Annotated in this window: 18 protein-coding genes; 13 read left to right on the top strand and 5 right to left on the bottom strand. The window is 34.7% G+C overall.

Annotation, left to right across the window (positions count from 1 at the left end; all coding sequences use genetic code 11):
* Positions 1-184: 184 nt before the first annotated feature.
* The 8 genes from ACEN2F_RS10970 (at position 185) to ACEN2F_RS10935 (ending at position 7,234) form a co-directional block, all read left to right on the top strand.
* Positions 185-1,108 carry an ABC transporter ATP-binding protein gene (locus ACEN2F_RS10970; RefSeq protein ID WP_441739025.1) on the top strand — a complete coding sequence of 308 codons (924 nt, stop codon included), beginning with the start codon at positions 185-187 and terminating at the stop codon, positions 1,106-1,108.
* A gap of 118 nt (positions 1,109-1,226) precedes the next feature.
* On the top strand, positions 1,227-2,543 hold the full coding sequence (locus ACEN2F_RS10965; protein ID WP_441739024.1) for an ABC transporter permease: 1,317 nt from the start codon (positions 1,227-1,229) through the stop codon (positions 2,541-2,543).
* A 1-nt stretch (position 2,544) separates the two neighbouring features.
* On the top strand, positions 2,545-3,384 hold the full coding sequence (locus tag ACEN2F_RS10960; RefSeq protein ID WP_441739022.1) for a mechanosensitive ion channel family protein: 840 nt from the start codon (positions 2,545-2,547) through the stop codon (positions 3,382-3,384).
* A 12-nt stretch (positions 3,385-3,396) separates the two neighbouring features.
* Positions 3,397-4,560 carry a sigma-54-dependent transcriptional regulator gene (locus tag ACEN2F_RS10955; RefSeq protein WP_441739020.1) on the top strand — a complete coding sequence of 388 codons (1,164 nt, stop codon included), beginning with the start codon at positions 3,397-3,399 and terminating at the stop codon, positions 4,558-4,560.
* A 113-nt stretch (positions 4,561-4,673) separates the two neighbouring features.
* Positions 4,674-5,360 carry a DEAD/DEAH box helicase gene (locus tag ACEN2F_RS10950; RefSeq protein ID WP_441739018.1) on the top strand — a complete coding sequence of 229 codons (687 nt, stop codon included), beginning with the start codon at positions 4,674-4,676 and terminating at the stop codon, positions 5,358-5,360.
* 40 nt (positions 5,361-5,400) lie between these two features.
* On the top strand, positions 5,401-5,619 hold the full coding sequence (locus tag ACEN2F_RS10945; protein WP_441739016.1) for a DUF2007 domain-containing protein: 219 nt from the start codon (positions 5,401-5,403) through the stop codon (positions 5,617-5,619).
* A 206-nt stretch (positions 5,620-5,825) separates the two neighbouring features.
* Positions 5,826-6,089: a hypothetical protein gene (locus ACEN2F_RS10940; RefSeq protein ID WP_441739015.1), complete on the top strand. Its 264-nt coding sequence runs from the start codon at positions 5,826-5,828 to the stop codon at positions 6,087-6,089.
* Between the two features lie 347 nt (positions 6,090-6,436).
* A complete protein-coding gene (locus tag ACEN2F_RS10935) occupies positions 6,437-7,234 on the top strand; it encodes a Cof-type HAD-IIB family hydrolase (protein WP_441739013.1) in 798 nt (265 codons plus the stop codon).
* Positions 7,235-7,330: 96 nt separating this feature from the next.
* Here ACEN2F_RS10935 and ACEN2F_RS10930 read toward each other — a convergent pair whose 3' ends face one another.
* Positions 7,331-8,932, bottom strand: a complete 1,602-nt coding sequence (locus tag ACEN2F_RS10930; RefSeq protein WP_441739011.1) for an ABC transporter substrate-binding protein — start codon at positions 8,930-8,932, stop codon at positions 7,331-7,333.
* A 341-nt stretch (positions 8,933-9,273) separates the two neighbouring features.
* On the opposite strand from ACEN2F_RS10930, the gene mtaB reads away from it, so the two are divergent.
* On the top strand, positions 9,274-10,602 hold the full coding sequence (gene mtaB / locus ACEN2F_RS10925) for a tRNA (N(6)-L-threonylcarbamoyladenosine(37)-C(2))-methylthiotransferase MtaB (RefSeq protein ID WP_441739009.1): 1,329 nt from the start codon (positions 9,274-9,276) through the stop codon (positions 10,600-10,602).
* A gap of 189 nt (positions 10,603-10,791) precedes the next feature.
* Here mtaB and ACEN2F_RS10920 read toward each other — a convergent pair whose 3' ends face one another.
* Complete coding sequence (locus tag ACEN2F_RS10920) at positions 10,792-11,508, bottom strand: 3-ketoacyl-ACP reductase (protein ID WP_441739007.1); 717 nt, start codon at positions 11,506-11,508, stop codon at positions 10,792-10,794.
* 150 nt (positions 11,509-11,658) lie between these two features.
* A complete protein-coding gene (locus tag ACEN2F_RS10915; RefSeq protein WP_441739006.1) occupies positions 11,659-12,495 on the bottom strand; it encodes a DUF6929 family protein in 837 nt (278 codons plus the stop codon).
* 195 nt (positions 12,496-12,690) lie between these two features.
* On the opposite strand from ACEN2F_RS10915, the gene ACEN2F_RS10910 reads away from it, so the two are divergent.
* Complete coding sequence (locus ACEN2F_RS10910) at positions 12,691-13,569, top strand: PPK2 family polyphosphate kinase (protein ID WP_441739004.1); 879 nt, start codon at positions 12,691-12,693, stop codon at positions 13,567-13,569.
* A 55-nt stretch (positions 13,570-13,624) separates the two neighbouring features.
* On the opposite strand, the gene ACEN2F_RS10905 is transcribed toward ACEN2F_RS10910, so the two are convergent.
* Positions 13,625-14,206, bottom strand: coding sequence for a hypothetical protein (locus tag ACEN2F_RS10905; RefSeq protein WP_441739002.1), 582 nt, complete (start codon positions 14,204-14,206; stop codon positions 13,625-13,627).
* A gap of 224 nt (positions 14,207-14,430) precedes the next feature.
* Between ACEN2F_RS10905 and ACEN2F_RS10900 the strand changes: the two genes are divergently transcribed.
* The 3 genes from ACEN2F_RS10900 (at position 14,431) to ACEN2F_RS10890 (ending at position 17,109) form a co-directional block, all read left to right on the top strand.
* Positions 14,431-15,813, top strand: coding sequence for an MATE family efflux transporter (locus ACEN2F_RS10900; protein ID WP_441739000.1), 1,383 nt, complete (start codon positions 14,431-14,433; stop codon positions 15,811-15,813).
* A 79-nt stretch (positions 15,814-15,892) separates the two neighbouring features.
* Positions 15,893-16,804: a prohibitin family protein gene (locus ACEN2F_RS10895; protein ID WP_441738998.1), complete on the top strand. Its 912-nt coding sequence runs from the start codon at positions 15,893-15,895 to the stop codon at positions 16,802-16,804.
* A gap of 77 nt (positions 16,805-16,881) precedes the next feature.
* A complete protein-coding gene (locus ACEN2F_RS10890) occupies positions 16,882-17,109 on the top strand; it encodes a hypothetical protein (RefSeq protein ID WP_441738997.1) in 228 nt (75 codons plus the stop codon).
* A gap of 2 nt (positions 17,110-17,111) precedes the next feature.
* Here the strand turns inward: ACEN2F_RS10890 and meaB are convergent, their stop codons facing one another.
* Complete coding sequence (gene meaB / locus ACEN2F_RS10885) at positions 17,112-18,200, bottom strand: methylmalonyl Co-A mutase-associated GTPase MeaB (protein WP_441738994.1); 1,089 nt, start codon at positions 18,198-18,200, stop codon at positions 17,112-17,114.
* Positions 18,201-18,217 lie beyond the last annotated feature (17 nt).

Below are 18,217 nucleotides of genomic sequence, written 5' to 3'. Positions count from 1 at the left end.
CTTGTTACGATAAGGATGGGTTTTTTATTTAATCACTACTACCAATTGGCATGCTGCTAACAAACACCAATCAATACACGCCGGCATGATATGGGAACACTAAAAAGTAAATGTTACATATATCAAACTATTTTAAGTATTTTGGCACTAATTATTTTACTTTTACACCAACTAAAAAGCAAGCATGAATAATTTACTTGAGGTTAATAAAATCGTGAAGCGATACGGTGATTATGTTGCACTGAACGAGGTTTCGTTGCTGGTTCCAAAGGGAAGTATATATGGACTTTTAGGTCCAAATGGAGCTGGAAAAACATCATTAATCCGGATCATAAATCAAATTACATTACCGGATAGCGGTGAAGTTATTCTTGATGGAGAAAAACTGCAGCCCAAACACGTGCAGTATATAGGTTATTTACCAGAAGAAAGAGGATTGTACAACACAATGAAAGTGGGTGAACAGTGCTTGTATTTAGCGCAAATGAAAGGACTTTCAAAGGCTGAAGCTAAAAAACAGTTGGAGTATTGGTTTGAGAAATTTGAAATTCAAGGTTGGTGGAACAAGAAAATTCAAGAACTTTCTAAAGGAATGGCACAGAAAATTCAGTTTGTAGTATGTGTGTTGCACAAGCCAAAACTGTTGATTTTTGATGAACCTTTTTCGGGTTTTGATCCCGTAAATGCTAATATTATAAAAGATGAAATTCTAGCGTTACGAGAACAAGGTGCAACTATAATTTTCTCCACACACCGTATGGAAAGTGTGGAAGAATTATGCGATCATATTGCGTTGATTGATAAATCCAATAAACTGATTGAAGGAAAACTAGACGATGTAAAAAGACAGTTCAAGACCAATAGTTTTGAAGTAGGTATTTTATCGGATAACATAGAAGGTTTGATGTACGCAATTACTCAGAAATTTACTGTTGGTCCAGCTTATTTCAAATCATTAAACAATGAATTAAAACTGGAAATACAACTAGGGAATGCCACACCAAATGAATTATTGAATATCTTGACCCAGTGCGGTCAAATAACGCATTTTGTAGAAAAAATACCAAGTGTGAATGATATTTTTATTCAAACAGTAAGTGGTTCCTAACCCCAAGAGCGAGAACAATAAAGTAGTCTTAAAACTAAGGTGCGAATAATTCAAATAAATAAATTCCCTTGTCATAATTACTCCTTCGGGCAGTTGAGGGCTAATCTAATAATCTAAAATGAGCATCATATCATTAATTATAAAAAGAGAGTTCATTTCTAAGGTACGCAATAAATCTTTTATTGTGATGACTTTCTTAAGTCCATTATTATTTGTTGGAATCGCTGTTTTTGTAGCGTATTTGAGTTCCATGAAAGCAGAGACTAAACGAATAGCAATTCATGATGAATCAGGGATGTTTGTAAATGAATTTACATCACAAAACAAAAAAAATAACGCATACAAATACCTTGATTTGTCTGTGATAGATTTAAAATTTCTCAAAGACAGTATTACAAATGAAAGCTACGAAGGTTTGTTATTCATTCCAAAAGCAGATAATACCAAAGATTTTGAAAGTAAAATCCAGTTTATTTCAAACAGTAGTCCCAGTATTTCTTTTATTGAAAATGTTCAGGATGTAATTGCAAATAAACTGACTAAAAGTAATTTGGAAAAAGCAAATTTAGATACGCTGGCTATCAAAAATGCTCAGGCAAAAGTGAATATCAGCTTGACAAAAGCCTCTGGTGAAGAGAGTGTTAAAGGGCTTAACGAAATCAAAATTGGGATTGGCGGCGCATTTGGATATCTAATTATGATGTTTATTATTATCTACGGCAATATGGTTATGCGAAGTGTCATCGAAGAAAAAACAAGCCGAATTGTAGAAATTATAATTTCCTCAGTGAAACCATTTCAATTGATGATGGGGAAAATCATAGGAACTTCATTAGCAGGATTATTGCAATTTCTTATTTGGGCAATAATTGGATTGTCGTTATTGTTTACAGCCTCTGTGTTTTTTGGTGTAAATGTTGGACCAGCCGCAAGTATTTCGCCAGAAATGATGCAAACTGCACAGCAAGAAATGAGTGGAGCTGCCCAAATGTATATTAAGGAATTATGGAATTTACCGATTGCAAGTATTCTTGGTGGCTTTGTAATTTATTTCATTGGCGGTTATTTTCTATACAGTTCTTTTTATGCGGCAATTGGTGCTGCTGTAGACAATCAAACAGATTCACAACAATTTTTGTTGCCAATTATTATGCCGTTAATGTTAAGTGTTTACGTTGGTTTTTTTACTGTGATCAATGATCCACATGGTACAGTTGCTGTTGTTTTTTCAATGATTCCGCTTACTTCACCAATCGTTATGCTGATGCGAATTCCGTTTGGTGTACCTTTGTGGCAAATTGCAATATCAGTAACGTTATTATTTGGAAGCTTCTTTTGTGTCGTTTGGTTTGCCGCAAAAATATACCGCATAGGAATACTCATGTATGGCAAAAAACCAAGTTGGACAGAATTGTATAAATGGTTAAAGTATTAAGATGGAAATTATAAACAAAATCATTGATTTGTTTGGTTTAAGTTTAATTAAAACCAAAGATGTAAATCTAACTGTAGGGGCTGTTATCGCATTAGTAATTGCTTTTATCGCAACGGGTTACGTCTTAAAATTTATCAGAAAAGTAATAACACGAAATATACCAATTGAGGATCAAAATAAATTCATTAGTATTTTTCAATTTGTTCAATATCTAGTGTATTTGTTTGTAATCATGTTTACGCTGAATGCGTCGGGGGTTAATATTAGTGTGCTGCTAACAGCTTCAGCAGCTATTTTTCTTGGGTTAGGTTTTGCATTGCAACAACTTTTTCAAGATTTAATTTCAGGTATTTTAATTATTTTAGAGCAATCACTAAAGGTTGGCGATATTATCGAGACGGATGGAAAGGTATGTCGAATCGAAAAAATAAGCCTGCGTTCAACTAGAGCATTAACCCAAAATCAGCGTGTTATGATTATTCCAAATCATAAATTTTTGTCTGATATTTTATTCAATTGGACCCAAAACAGCAATGTAGTTCGGGATAGTGTAGCTGTAGGAGTGGCGTATGGGTCGGATACAGAGTTGGTAAAGCAACTTTTAATTTCCTGTGCGAAAAACATTTCGGGTACCTTAAATGATTATGAGCCCATTGTTATGTTTGAAAATTTTGGAGATTCATCGCTTGATTTTGCTGTATACTTTTTTGTAGATGATGCTTTTACGGTTTTAAGAATAAAAAGCGATTTACGATTTGAAATTGACAAACAATTTAGAATCAACAATATAATTATTCCCTTTCCACAAAGAGATGTTCATTTTTTTAACCCCAATGCATAATTTTAAATTCTTATGTCTAAAATACTAATTATAGAGGACGAAGCCGCAATTCGACGAGTTCTCACGAAAATACTTTCAGAGGAAAACGACACTTATCAGGTTGAAGAAGCCGAGGATGGCGTAATTGGTTTTGAAAAAATAAAAAACAACGATTACGACTTAGTTTTGTGCGATATCAAAATGCCCAGAATGGATGGTGTTGAGGTACTAGAAGCAGTCAAAAAGATTAAACCCGAAATCCCGATGGTAATGATTTCTGGTCATGGCGATATGGAAACTGCAATTAACACGATGCGTTTAGGAGCATTTGATTACATCTCAAAACCACCTGATTTAAACCGATTGTTGAATACGGTTCGAAATGCTTTGGATAAAAAACAACTCGTAGTAGAGAATAAAATTCTGAAGAAAAAAGTCAGTAAAAACTACGAAATGATAGGCGAAAGCGAAGCGATCAATCATATTAAAATGATGATTGAAAAAGTAGCACAAACTGAAGCCAGAGTTTTAATCACAGGACCAAACGGGACCGGAAAAGAATTGGTAGCACATCAATTACATGAGAAAAGCGAACGCGCTAATTTCCCTTTAATCGAAGTGAATTGCGCTGCGATTCCATCAGAATTGATCGAAAGCGAACTATTCGGTCACGTAAAAGGAGCGTTTACATCTGCCGTGAAGGACCGCGCAGGGAAATTTGAAGCAGCCGATAAAGGAACTATTTTTCTGGATGAAATTGGAGATATGAGTCTTTCGGCTCAAGCTAAAGTATTACGTGCTTTACAAGAAAGCATGATTACAAGAGTGGGAGCAGATAAAGATATCAAAGTGGATGTTCGCGTTGTAGCGGCAACGAATAAAGATTTGAAAACTGAAATTGCCGAAGGGCGTTTTCGGGAAGATTTATACCATCGTTTGGCTGTAATTTTAATCAAAGTTCCTGCCTTAAATGAAAGACGAGATGATATCCCGATGTTAATTGCTCATTTTGCTGATAAAATTGCTTCGGAACAAGGAAATGCGGTCAAAAAATTCTCCGCAGCAGCGATTAATTTGCTGAAAGAATATGATTGGACAGGGAATATCCGAGAATTACGAAATGTTGTTGAGCGTTTGATTATCCTTGGCGGAAGCGAAATTTCCGAAAATGATGTGAAGCTGTTCGCAAGTAAATAATTTATTTCGCAAAGATTCACAAAGTTGACGCAAAGAAACACAAAGTAATTTTTTAATTAAATCTTCGTGAATCTTTTTTTATTTGGTGAATCTTCGTGTAAAAAACAATAAAAATGAAACTAAAAAAAATAAATGCGGAGTTACAACAAGCCTTAATTGAAAACGGTTTAACCGAAGCTAATGCGATGCAAAAAGAAACATTTTCGACACTAAAAAGTGGTGCGGATTGTATTGTTATTGCACCAAAGGGAAGCGGAAAATCGACTACAATTGTGCTAAATGTAATTCAGAAATTGGCAGGTGCAACTGAGGAATCACCTAGAGCTTTGATTATTGTTGAGGACAAAGCTAGAGTGTTAGAAATGGAATCACTTTTTGAAAAATACGGAAAAAATTCTAATTTAGAAGTGTATGGTGTTCATGACAAAGGCGATATGGAATATGATAAAAATTATATTTCTAGCGGAATTGACGTTTTGATTGGTACTCCGAATAAGTTAAGCGAAATGTTTACAACAGCAGGATTCAATGTAAACCGATTAAAAATGTTTGTTTTGGATGATGCAGATCCAATTTTGAAATTGCGTCATGAAACAAAAATTATGCGTATTTCGAATAGTATCGTCAGAACGCAGCGTATTATTTTTTCGGAACAATTCACAGAACGAATAGAAGTTCTAGCAGAAAAAATGCTTGAGGAACCTTTTGAATTCGATTTTGACGAAGAGGATGAGGAGCAAGACGAGGATGAAGATGATGTCTTAGAAATAGATGAAACAGATGATTTTGAGGAATTATAAGACGATGAGAACGGTATTAAATAATTAAATAAAGAGTAAAATGGGATTAATGAAAGTGTTTTCGGGAAGTGAAATTTTAGCAATGGCGTTACAAGAAAAAATTGAAGCGATTGGTGTAAGTGTGGTTGTGAAAAACAATATACAATCAGCGCGATTGGGAGGATTTGGAAATTCAGATTTAGCGGTTGAATTATTTGTTCAGGAAACCGAGTTTTCAAAAGTAAACCCAGTTATTGAAGAATTCAGAATGAGTATTTAAATGAGTATATTTGTTATTCAAATATCTTTTTAAGATGGACATAAGCAATAAGAATAAAACAATGTTGCATTTTTTTTACCATATAAGTCATGTAAGTTTAAGTTTAGATTGTATTAGCCTTGTGTAACTTAAACAATCATAAGGTCATTTAAGGTTTAATTCTTATATGACTTATATGTTAAATATTATTTCACTCCTTTTTTAGTATGACATTAAATAGGTCCAACTATTTAGCTGCAAAAAAAATAGAATTAATGGATTGGTTACTTCATATTAACGATGAAAGTAAACTAAAAAAAATAATTGCGCCTAAAGCTGTTTTAGATCAAGAAGTTGTTGCTCATACTATAAGTGGTTATCCAGTTGATAAGGAAGAATACGTTACTATGGTAAAAGAGGCTGATGAACGAATTTCATCGGGGAAATATACAACTAATGAAGATTTAGAAAAAGAAATCGAGAGGTGGTAATAGGCAAAAGCCAATTATCATCCTTCGGGATAATCAAGCCAAAGCCGATTTGAAATTAATAGTTGAATTCATCAAGTTAAAATCTCCTTAAGGGGGGAGAAACGATATCATAGATCTAGTACTTCAAAGTAAAAATATTCTTTTTGTTGAACAATATCGACTAGATGAATTCTTAGGTGAACCTTACAGAAGAATGATTGTTCAACATTATAAAGTTATTTAGAAATTTCAATCTGAAACGGAAATTCGTATTCTTGAAATTTTTGATACGCATCAGAATTCAGTCAAATTGCAAAGGTAATTTGTAAATCTACGGTAATTAAAATTACTACCTTTAAATAATAAAAATGAAATATAAAATGCTGGTTTTGGACATGGACGACACTTTGTTGACTGATGACCATACTATTTCAAAAGAAAATAAAGAGATGTTGGCTAAGGCATTAGAACTCGGGGTTTATGTAATTCTGGCTTCTGGTCGACCAACTCCTGCAATGATTGCTTACGCCAAAGAATTACAATTAGACAATTCGTATATTATTTCTTACAATGGCGCTGTCATTACCGATTTAAAAGAAGATAAAATTATTTTTGAGCAAACGTTGACACAAAAGCAAGTCCATGAATTATACGATTATAGTGTAAAAAGTAATACGCACATTATTACTTATGTCAATGGAAAAATTGTAAGCGAAACGGATTCTGAATATATCGAAATCGAAAAAAATATCACTGGTTTAGAACACAATAAAGTGGTAAGTTTCAAAGAGGAAGTTCAATCTTCAGCTGTGAAATGTATTTTGCTTGAAGAGCCAAGTTATCTTAAAGAAGTAGAGAAAGATTTGAAAGCTGTGATGCCAGATCTTAGTGTCAGCATGTCAAAACCTTTCTTTCTTGAAGTAGCTCAAAACGGAATTGATAAAGGAACGAGTATCAAGTTTTTAGCAGAAAAACTAAATATTCTTCAAAGTGAAATTATAGCTGTTGGAAATGCTGGAAACGACTTGACAATGATTCAATATGCTGGATTGGGCGTTTGGGTTGATAATGTAGATCCAGAACTGCGCGATACAGGCGATGTTATTGTTGCGTCCAACAATAATCACGGTGTTGCGGAAGTGGTCAGACGTTTTATTTTAAATTAACTGCGTTTTATTTCGCTGTTTAAAACCCAAAAAGCCTTGTCAATTTGAGTGTTGACAAGGATTTTTAGGTTTAAGTAAAGGAATTTTTGTTGCGAGTTAATTTTTCCAAACATTTTTTAACTGTAATAAATTCAGAGGATTGATTCCTAATCCGTGTACTTCTTTTCTGGTAAATCGTGCTACTTTATCATAAAATAAAGGAATTATCGGTGCTTCATCGATGATTATTAGGTCCATTTTTTGATACAAAGCATAACGCTTGTCGTTATCCGTTTCTTTGAACGCTTGTTCATAAAGGGCATCAAAGGCATCGCTTTTGAAATGGGTATAATTGGGACCATTTGGCGAAAAGTTTTTACTGTAAAATAGCGAAAGATAATTTTCGGCATCTGGATAATCAGCAATCCAGCTAGCCCTAAAAAAAGATACTTTTCCGGTAGAAATAGCTTGGCGCAAAGTTGAAGGCGGACTAATGTCGACCTGAACATTCAAGCCAATTTTTTGCCACTCTCGCTGCAAATATTCTCCAATATCTACATAAGAGGCATTAGTGCTTAAGGTAATTTGTGGATTTTGATCACCCGTATCTTTCTTGTATTCTTGCACTAATTTTTTTGCTTTGTCAATTTCGTAATCATATCCTTTCGCCTTGTTGAAACTAGGTAGCCCTGTTGGGATTATTCCATTTATGGCCGGTGTTCCCATATTATTTCGCAAATAGGTAATCATTTTTTGGCGATCAAAGCCATAGTTCATTGCTTGGCGAATGCGTTTATCAAGAATGGCTTTGTCACTGCCATCCATTCTAAAACCAAGATATTCCGTGTTTAAATAGGGTCCGCTTATCAGATTAATAGTGTTTTTATATTTGGGTTGTAACGCTCCTTTTTGAGTTAGAATTTCGTCTTTATACGAAGGATCCAGACCGGAAGTAAAATCTAATTTACCTTGAATAAATTGCAAAAAACCACTTTGTTTGTCGGGTAAAAAGGTGATTGCTACCGCTTCCAGATATGGAAGTTGGATACCTTTTTTGTCTTTTTCAAAATAAATCGGGTTTTTCCGAAGTACTAATTTTACATTTTCCTCCCACAATTTGAATTGGAAAGGACCGGTGCCTATTGGATTCGAACGAAAATCAGCTCCATAATGCGCAACAATTTCTTTAGGAACAACAGATGCATATTTCATGGCCATTAAACCTAAAAAGGCAGGAAAGGGTTTGATGAGTTGCACTTCAAAAATACTATCGTTTTTTGCTTTGAAATGTTTTACGTTTTGCAATACCCAGCCGCCGGGAGAAGCCACTTTTTCATCAAGCAAACGATGAAGACTATATTCAAAATCCTGCGCTTTTACCGCTCTGGTGCTGTCTTTGCCAAATAGAACGTGTTTGTGAAAATAGATGTCGTTTCGCAAAAGAAAGGAATAGGTTATTCCGTCAGCAGCTATAGTCCAAGATTTTGCTAGGTCAGGTTGAATGTTTAAACTGTCATCAAGTTGTACTAATCCGTTAAAGAGATGATTACAAGCCCAGATATTAGATTGTACTTTGGAGAAAGCTGGGTCTAGCGAGGTAATATTGGAGCTTTCATTGTACCGAAAAACAAGATGATCCTTGTTTTCTTTCGTTTTTTTGGAACAAGAAATCTGGATAAGAACAAAAACGAGAATAAGAATTTTTGGAAATAATCGCATTAATTATTTTATTTTTTATTTGCTGAAAGTCGAACACATTAGAAGGAAAAATTCTGCTTTTAATTGATTTGTTAGGAAGATTTTTAATTTTTTGCTGTTACAAATAGATTCAGTTTCTGTGTCATTTAAAATTATTTTGTTGCTTTCTGAAGAAAATAGTTTACGACTATCTTAGTGAATTTAAACGGACTGCAAGGCACATGTTTTATTGGAACAATTACAAATATAATTAAATATCAGTTTCAAATTGTTGATTATTGTGTGTAAATTTGCACCCTGCTTTAAAGATATTCTAGAGGGGATTATCATGAAGCAGAAACATTAGATTTTGAACAAATTTTATGACAGAAAGAAAAAAAGTTGCTTTTTATACACTTGGATGTAAACTGAATTTTTCAGAAACTTCAACCATTGCCCGTACCATTCAAGACGAGGGTTTTGATCGGGTAGGTTTTGAGGAAGTGGCTGATATGTATGTGATCAACACCTGCTCTGTAACTGAAAACGCGGATAAGCAGTTCAAGCAAGTCGTGCGCAAAGCAATGAAATTAAACAACAAAGCCTTTGTTGCGGCGGTAGGTTGCTACGCGCAATTGAAACCGGAAGAATTAGCCGCTGTTGATGGAGTGGATTTGGTTCTTGGTGCAACTGAAAAATTTAAATTGACTGATTATATCAATGATTTGTCTAAAAATGATTTTGGCGAAGTACATTCCTGTGAAATTTCTGAAGCTGATTTTTATGTGGGTAGTTATTCCATAGGAGATAGAACACGTGCTTTCTTGAAAGTTCAAGATGGTTGTGATTATAAATGTACGTATTGTACTATTCCGTTAGCACGAGGGATTTCAAGAAGCGATGAACTGGAAAATGTACTGAAAAATGCTTCTGAAATTTCGAAACAAAATATCAAGGAAATTGTGCTCACTGGAGTAAATATTGGTGATTATGGAAAAGGGGAATTTGGAAATAAAAAACACGAACACACTTTCCTGGAATTAGTTCAGGAATTAGACAAAGTCGAGGGGATTGAGAGATTGCGAATTTCGTCTATAGAACCCAATTTATTGAAAAATGAAACGATAGAATTCGTATCAAAAAGCAGAACATTTGTACCGCATTTTCATATTCCGCTGCAATCGGGAAGCAATGATATATTGAAATTAATGAAGCGTCGTTACCAACGTGAAATTTATACTGAAAGGGTAAATAAAATCCGGGAAGTAATGCCGCACGCTTGTATAGGTGTGGATGTGATTGTAGGTTTTCCTGGTGAAACAGACGAACATTTTCTGGAAACCTATCATTTTGTGAATAATATGGATATCTCGTATTTGCATGTATTCACCTATTCAGAACGTGATAATACCGAAGCAGCAGAAATGTCTGGTATCGTTCCAGCCAATGTTCGTGCAAAACGCAGCAAAATGATGCGCAGTTTATCAGTAAAAAAGCGCCGTGCTTTTTATGAAAGCCAATTGGGAAGTAACAGAACGGTTTTGTTCGAAAGTGAAAACAAAGAAGGCTATATTCACGGATTTACTGAAAACTATGTGAAAGTAAAAACACCTTGGAATCCAGAATTAGTGAATACGTTGCACGAAATCAATTTGACTAAAATCGATGAAGACGGTAGTGTGCGAATGGATTTTGTTACAACTATGGTATAGTTTTAAAACATGTAAGTCATTTAAGTTTTTAATATAAAAGTTTTATTAGCAAAAGATTAAAAAACCATTAAGAGATTAAGAAAATTAAGAACAAAACTTAATAAAACTTAATTTCTTAATGGTTTTATCTTTTAATCTTAAATCCCTTAATGGTTTAAAAAACTTAAATGACTTATATGTTTAAAAAATTTACGGATTCGTAGACCAAATACTGCTGTTTTTGATAAACACGCGTCGGTTTAGTTTGAGTTGCGCAATTATTAATTCGGCCATATCTTCTGCCTGCATAACTTTCTCCGGATTCCCGTCAGTCAGTTTTAAATCTTTGGCCATTTCAGTGGCAACGGTACTTGGGGTTAAGGCCGTTACGCGAATATTATGCTTGCGCACTTCCTGCATTAACGATTCTGTTAATCCTAAAACGGCAAATTTTGAAGCACTGTAAGCGCTTGTCAATGCATTACCACTCAATCCCGCTGTAGAAGAAATGTTGATAATATCCCCGGTTTGTCTTTCGATCATATTGGGCAAAACGGCACGCGTTACATAATAGGTTCCCATTAAGTTTACCTGAATGATGCGTTCCCAGTCCGTAGGTTCTAATTCTAAGAATTTGCCAAAAGCGGCTATTCCTGCATTGTTGATCAAAATGTCAATAGTTCCAAATTCAGCCAAAGCTTGTTCCACAGCGGCGTTTACTGAATTTATATCAGCAACATCAGCGGTTATTGCGAGTGCTTTTACGCGTAATGAACGCACTTTTGCAGCTACACTTTCTATTTCTTCTTGCGTTCTTGCTACTAAAATTACATTTACTCCTTCTTTGGCTAAGGCCAAAGCGATTGCTTTTCCAATTCCTTTTCCTGCGCCAGTGATTAGAGCATTTTTATTTTTTAAATCTGTCATTTTTTAATTTATTTTGAGCCAATAAAAAGGCTCAGTTTACTGTAAAAGTAGTGCGTTTTACGTTTGAAATCTATTTTGATTTTCTATTTAATCTAAATTTAACGTTCTGTTATTTTGGATGAAATAAAGATTTTTTAATCAAAGTTGATTTCATTTTTTGTCCAAAGTCAATTTGAAAATATCCGTTTCTAGAACTTCAGTGTCTTTATCTTCACAGAGTAGGAATTCTATTTTTTGTTCAGAATTAGAATATAAAGTCAATCCTTCAAATTTGTGGGTACTGCTTATTTTTTGAGTGAAATCGATTTTCATGGTTTTCAGATTGATGCTCCCAATAAGACTTCCTAAAACTTCGCCATCATCATAAGTAGATTCGGTGTCTTCGGCTGTCGCCAAAAAATAAATGTGGTTATCGACTAAAATTCCATCGGTAAAACTGCTTCGGACTCCTTGTATTTTTGGAAGTTTGTATTCGTTTGATAGAATAGCAAAATCATCAGTGAGGTTCTTGCCTTCAATGGTAAAAAGCACATTCTTGTTGGAACTTCCGTTGCCGCGATTCAATAAAAACCAATTTTCACCATTGTAGATGGCGCCTTCGATGTTGAAATCTTCGGGTTGTATCGCTCCAAAACTTTGCAGGACTGCATACAAATTAGTAATGTCATTTGAGGCAATCACCTTTTTATGGCTGGAGCTAACCTGTATCATTTTGTTCCTTTTTTCGGTGGAACCAGAACCAAAAACATAGATACTATTGCCAAAATGAGTGATGGATTCAAAATCAGCTTTGTCTTTTTTGGGTGTGTTTTCGGTGGGATTTTCTAGCAACGGATGGCGTTTTAAATCCTGAGAATAGATGTGGTATTCATAAAGGTAACCGCTGTTGTCCCCAATAATCAGTAGGGAATTGTCTTTGTAAATAAGTCCCGATGCGGAACCAATGCCGATGATTTGAAATAGTAATTCGAGTGTAAATTTTTCCATATTTATGTTTTTTAAAGGGATGCCTAGCCCAGATTACTTCACCTAATTTCTATTTTCATAGGAGTTCAGTGAACTTTGTTTGTAGTGAAAATCCTTTTATTATTTTTCCTTAAAATAATAAAATATTGCAACGAATAGCTGGAAAATGCTGCTAATAATTTATTATATTTGAAAAACAAAGATAAATTATTTGTTATGAAGTCAATAAATCCCGATGATTTTAAAGTGATTGGCAAAATTGATTTGGCCAAAATCCCTACCAACTTGTTCAATGATTCCAGTGATGATGCCAAAGAGGAAAAACTGGATAAGGTGCAGGCGAAATTGAGTGAGTTGCAGGATGTGATGTATGCGCACAACAGGTATGGTGTTTTGATTTGTTTGCAAGGTATGGATACATCGGGCAAGGATAGCTTGATTCGCGAAGTTTTTAAGGAATTTAATCCGCGTGGGGTTGTGGTGCATAGTTTTAAAACACCCACTTCAACAGAACTGGAGCACGATTATTTGTGGCGACATTATTTGGCTTTGCCAGAAAAGGGGAAATTTGCGGTTTTTAACAGAACACATTATGAAAATGTTTTGGTTACACGCGTGCATCCGGAATATATTCTGAATGAAAATTTGCCGGGAATAGAAAAAGTTGCTGATATACCAGCAGCGTTTTGGGACAATCGGTTAGAGCAAATTAATAATTTTGAAAAACACATCACGCAAAACGGCACTATTATTTTGAAGTTTTACTTTCACATGAGTAAGGAAGAGCAACGCAAACGCTTGCTGCGAAGATTAGAAGAGGTAGAGCACCACTGGAAATTTTCGGCGGGAGATTTGAAAGAGCGTGAGCATTGGGATGCATATATGCAATATTATGAGGAGGCGATCAATGCAACGGCAACTGAAAATGCGCCTTGGTATATCATTCCTGCTGATGATAAGGAAATGGCGCGTTATATAGTGGCCAAAATTATTTGGGAAGAAATGCAAAAACGGACTGATATTAAAGAACCACAATTAGATGAAAAAGTAAAAGCTAATTTTGAAATGTATAAAGACATGTTGAAGAAAGAATAAACCAAAAAAAAAATGCGCTGAATTTCAGCGCATTTTTTTTGGAATTTTTTTTGGATTATAGTTTGAAACCATAAGCTAAACGTACACCAACTTGTCCAACTCCTCTACCTAAAGAACCGTTACTGTTTAAACGATCAAAATGATTGTAGTGAGTATAGTTCAAAGAAATATCTATGAATTTAGTAGCATAACCTATACTTGGAGATAACAATAAAGAAGTTTTGTCTCTGGTATTGTCTACATTACTTACTGCAAATGCTGCACCAGCTTCTCCCATAACGTAAAATTGGTCTTTCCAAATAAAAGCTTTGAAACCCGCTTTAGCTGGAATAATACCTAAATCTTTTCCTTCTGTTTGACCAGGAAACGTATCAGCTTTGCTTACAAATAAATTAGTGTAACCTGTAGTCAACGTCAAAGAGTATATCTTAGATAGATCATATTGTCCTCTTACGTCTGCTCCAAGTGCTAATTTGTATGGGTCATTTACTGAATATCCAGCATTTGCACCAACTCCTAAACGAAATCCTTGATCGTAATCTGCTACTGTGTTAGTTTCTTGTGCTTGAACATTGCCTGCAAACATCATTGTGATTGTAATTGCAAACGCGATTTTAATTTTTCCTGCGATTTTCATATAAATATTTTTTAATTTATTTGCTATTTAAGGTTGGTTTCAACCCTATAAAATAACTGCGCAAAAGTAGAAATAAACCTACTGAAAAAGTTATATAATTATTCTGTAATGTTATAGAATTACTAGTTTCTTGTTCGTTTGCACAAAAAAATAACATTTATAAATCGAATAGTATCGACACAATTAAAAGCATCTAATTATATTTGCCAACAAAAAAGCAAAAAGTGAATTTATCTCAGTACTTCAAAGAGTTTTCTTATAATATAAAATTAGCCTATCCTATCATTTTAGGAATGTTGGGACATACCTTAATAGGAATTGTTGATAATTTTATGGTTGGAAAATTAGGTTCTACGGAGCTGGCTGCGGTATCACTTGGTAACAGTTTCATTTTTATTGCATTGTCTATAGGAATAGGGTTTTCAACGGCTATCACTCCTTTAGTAGCTGAAGCTGATGCGGAAAAAGAAGAGGGTAAAGTCCGCTCTATTTTTCATCACGGCTTGCTTTTGTGTACCGTGCTTGGTATCGCTTTATTCATCATGACCGTTTTGTCTAAACAAATCATGTATTTGATGCACCAACCCAAAGAGGTGGCTGATATGGCTGCCCCATATATTGATTGGGTTGCTTTTTCTTTGATTCCTGTAATTATTTATCAGGGATACAAACAATTTGCAGATGGTTTAGCAAAAACTAAGTATTCGATGTATGCTATACTCATGGCTAATGTGGTTCATATATTTTTTAATTATGTATTGATTTACGGAGTTTGGTTTTTTCCAAAATTAGGGATTTTGGGTGCAGCCTTAGGAACCGTAATTTCCAGAATAATGATGGTTGTTTTTATGCATTACCTAATCAAGAGAAATGCAGCATTAAAAGTATATTTCAAAAAATTTAGTTTCAAGGAAATTCGTAAATCAGTACTAAAAAAAATCATTGATCTTGGGTTACCTTCTGCGATGCAAATGCTGTTTGAAGTAACATTGTTTACCGCTGCTATTTGGCTTTCAGGTGCGATTGGAAAAAACAGTCAAGCCGCTAACCAAATTGCGCTCATCTTATCATCATCTACATTTATGGTTGCCATGGGATTGAGTGTAGCCGCCATGATCCGTGTGAGTCATACTAAAGGAAGGAGCGATTATAAAGAATTAATTGTTGTAGCCCGCTCTATCTTTTTGCTGGCTGTCATTTTAGAAACAATTTTTGCTATTATTTTCGTGGCATTTCATAAATACCTACCGCATTTGTTTCTAAACATGTCTGATTCAGCTCAAATGGTGGATAATGCTGAAATTATCAGTATCACATCAAAATTACTTTTGGTAGCCGCTGTTTTCCAAATTTCAGATGGTGTTCAAGTTGTTGTTCTTGGCGCTTTGCGCGGGTTGCAAGACGTTAAAATTCCCATGTATATTACCTTTGTATCGTATTGGGTTATTGGTTTTCCAATTTCATACTATCTCGGAATTTATACAAATCTAAAAGCAGTTGGGATTTGGATCGGACTTTTGGCAGGATTAACGGCAGCTGCTCTGTTTTTATATATTCGTTTTGTAAGATTAACAAATAAGTTAGTCGCTGCACATCCAAAAGACTAAAGTTCTCCCAAAGTTGTTTGAAAATTCTGTATTCGATTTTAATAGCCGTAAATTAGCATCTAACGATAAATAATTTCAAATGATATTAATTATAATTCTCGGAATTCTTTTAGTGATTGTAAGTTTTTCACTTAAAAGTAGTCCAAATCAATTTACACAATATGCTACTATTGCCAGAATAATAGGGTTTGTAATAATCTTTCTTGGTCTTTTTTCCTCGGCTTTTAAACAAGTGGAAGCAGGTAAAGTGGGTGTTAAGACTTTATATGGAGAAGTCCAACCTGATATTTTAAATAGTGGTTTAAATATTATTAACCCGCTAATGGATGTTACTTATTTTGATATTCAAACTCAAAATAATACCATGGCTTCTGAAAAAAGCGAAGGAAGTACGATTGCCGGTGGTAATGCTGTCCGTGTTTTATCGAATGATGGATTGGAGGTTATTATTGATTTGACTGTCTTATTCCGAATCATTCCTACAGATGCACCTGTAATTTTAAAACAAATAGGGGTCAATTATAACGATAAAATTGTTTTGCCAGTTACACGAACCCGAATCCGGGATAATGCGGTTTACTATGATGCAGTTTCGTTGTATTCAACAAAAAGAAATGAATTTCAACAACGAATTTTCAAAAGTATTGAAGCCGATTTCAAGAAAAGAGGAATTGTTTTAGAACAATTATTGATACGAAATATTAATTTACCTACATCTGTGAAAACAACAATTGAAAGTAAAATTAATGCGGAACAAGATGCTCAAAAAATGATTTTCGTTCTTCAAAAAGAAAAACAAGAAGCAGAACGTAAACGAGTGGAAGCGCAAGGTATTGCGGATTATCAAAAGATTATTTCTACCGGTTTGTCTGACAAACAATTGCAATATGAATCTATCAAAGCGCAAAAAGAACTAGCTGCTTCTGCCAATACCAAAATTATTTTTATGAATGGTAAAGGAAATACACCAATAATTTTGTCTGATAAATAGTTTTTTCAAATCCTTAATCGTTAATTTGTTTTTTCAATGTACATTCAACAAAGAAGTAAATTAACGATTAGAGCAACATGGAATTACCAAAATTTTTACTAGGCGACAACACTGATTTTCCCGAAGATATTTTTATCATCCATTTGGATTATCCCCGGTTTATTATTAATCTGAAAGATGATGAAGTTGAATTTATCGAGGAAGCTGAAGATCTTGATGAAGGAGAATTAAATGCTGAAATGGAGGGGTTAATTGTCCTTGCCAATGCCTTTTACGATAGAGAAATAAAGCTTTACGAAGAATAAATCTATTTTTTAAAATAGGTTTCCAATAATTTTTGAGCGGCTGCAAAAGGTGAAATTTCATCGTTTTGCACCGCTTTTTTGGTTGTATCCAATGATTTTTGAATTTCTGGATTGCTATAAAAATTGGTTTTCAATTGTTCGTTGATGGTTTCTAACATCCAATATTGGTTTTGTTCTTTTCTTTTATCAAAGAAGGATTGGTTTCCTTTTGTCAGCTTTAAAAAATCTTCTATTGTTTTCCAGACTTCGGCGATTCCTTCATGACTTATCGAGCTGCAGGTAGAAGTGGTTGGGATCCAGCCTGATTTTTTGGCTGGAAAAAGGTGCAGAGCTCGCTTGAATTCCAGCTTGGCTAATTGCGCTTTCCGGATATTGTCTCCATCGGCTTTGTTGATAACAATAGTATCTGCCATCTCCATAATACCTCTTTTTATTCCTTGTAAATCATCGCCCGCACCAGTAATTTTTAATAATAAAAAGAAATCTACCATACTGTGTACGGCGGTTTCGCTTTGACCAACGCCTACCGTTTCAATCAATATAATATCAAAACCGCCAGCTTCACAAAGCGTTATGGTTTCCCTGGTTTTTCGGGCTACTCCACCTAAGGTTTCTCCTGATGCAGATGGCCGTATGTAGGCATTTTTGTCTTTTACCAATTCTTCCATTCGGGTTTTATCTCCTAAAATACTTCCGTGGGAAATCGTGCTGCTTGGGTCTACTGCCAAAACAGCTACTTTTTTCCCCAAACTTGTCAGGTATAAACCAAAGGCTTCAATAAAAGTGCTTTTTCCTACGCCCGGAACTCCTGTTATTCCTATTCTGACGGATTTATTGGCATGAGGCAAACAGGCATTTATGACTTGATTGGCTTTCGCCAAATGACCAGTATTCGTGCTTTCGACTAACGTAATAGCACGACTTAAGGCCGTAATGTTTCCCGATAATATTCCGCTAACCAGTTCGTTTGTTGAAGGTTGAATTTTTCTAAATTGCTGAATATGTGCCACGGCAGCAGTACTGATACTTTCCGGAGATAAAATACCAGGTTTCTCGTTAAGGGCAGAATGTGATTGTTTTTGTTTTGACAAAGCAATTTTTTTGAAAG

The organism is Flavobacterium sp. W20_MBD1_R3, assembly GCF_052119725.1.
Taxonomy (GTDB): domain Bacteria; phylum Bacteroidota; class Bacteroidia; order Flavobacteriales; family Flavobacteriaceae; genus Flavobacterium.
Note: the sequence above shows the minus strand (reverse complement) of the source record. Positions and strands in the feature narration are given on the sequence as shown.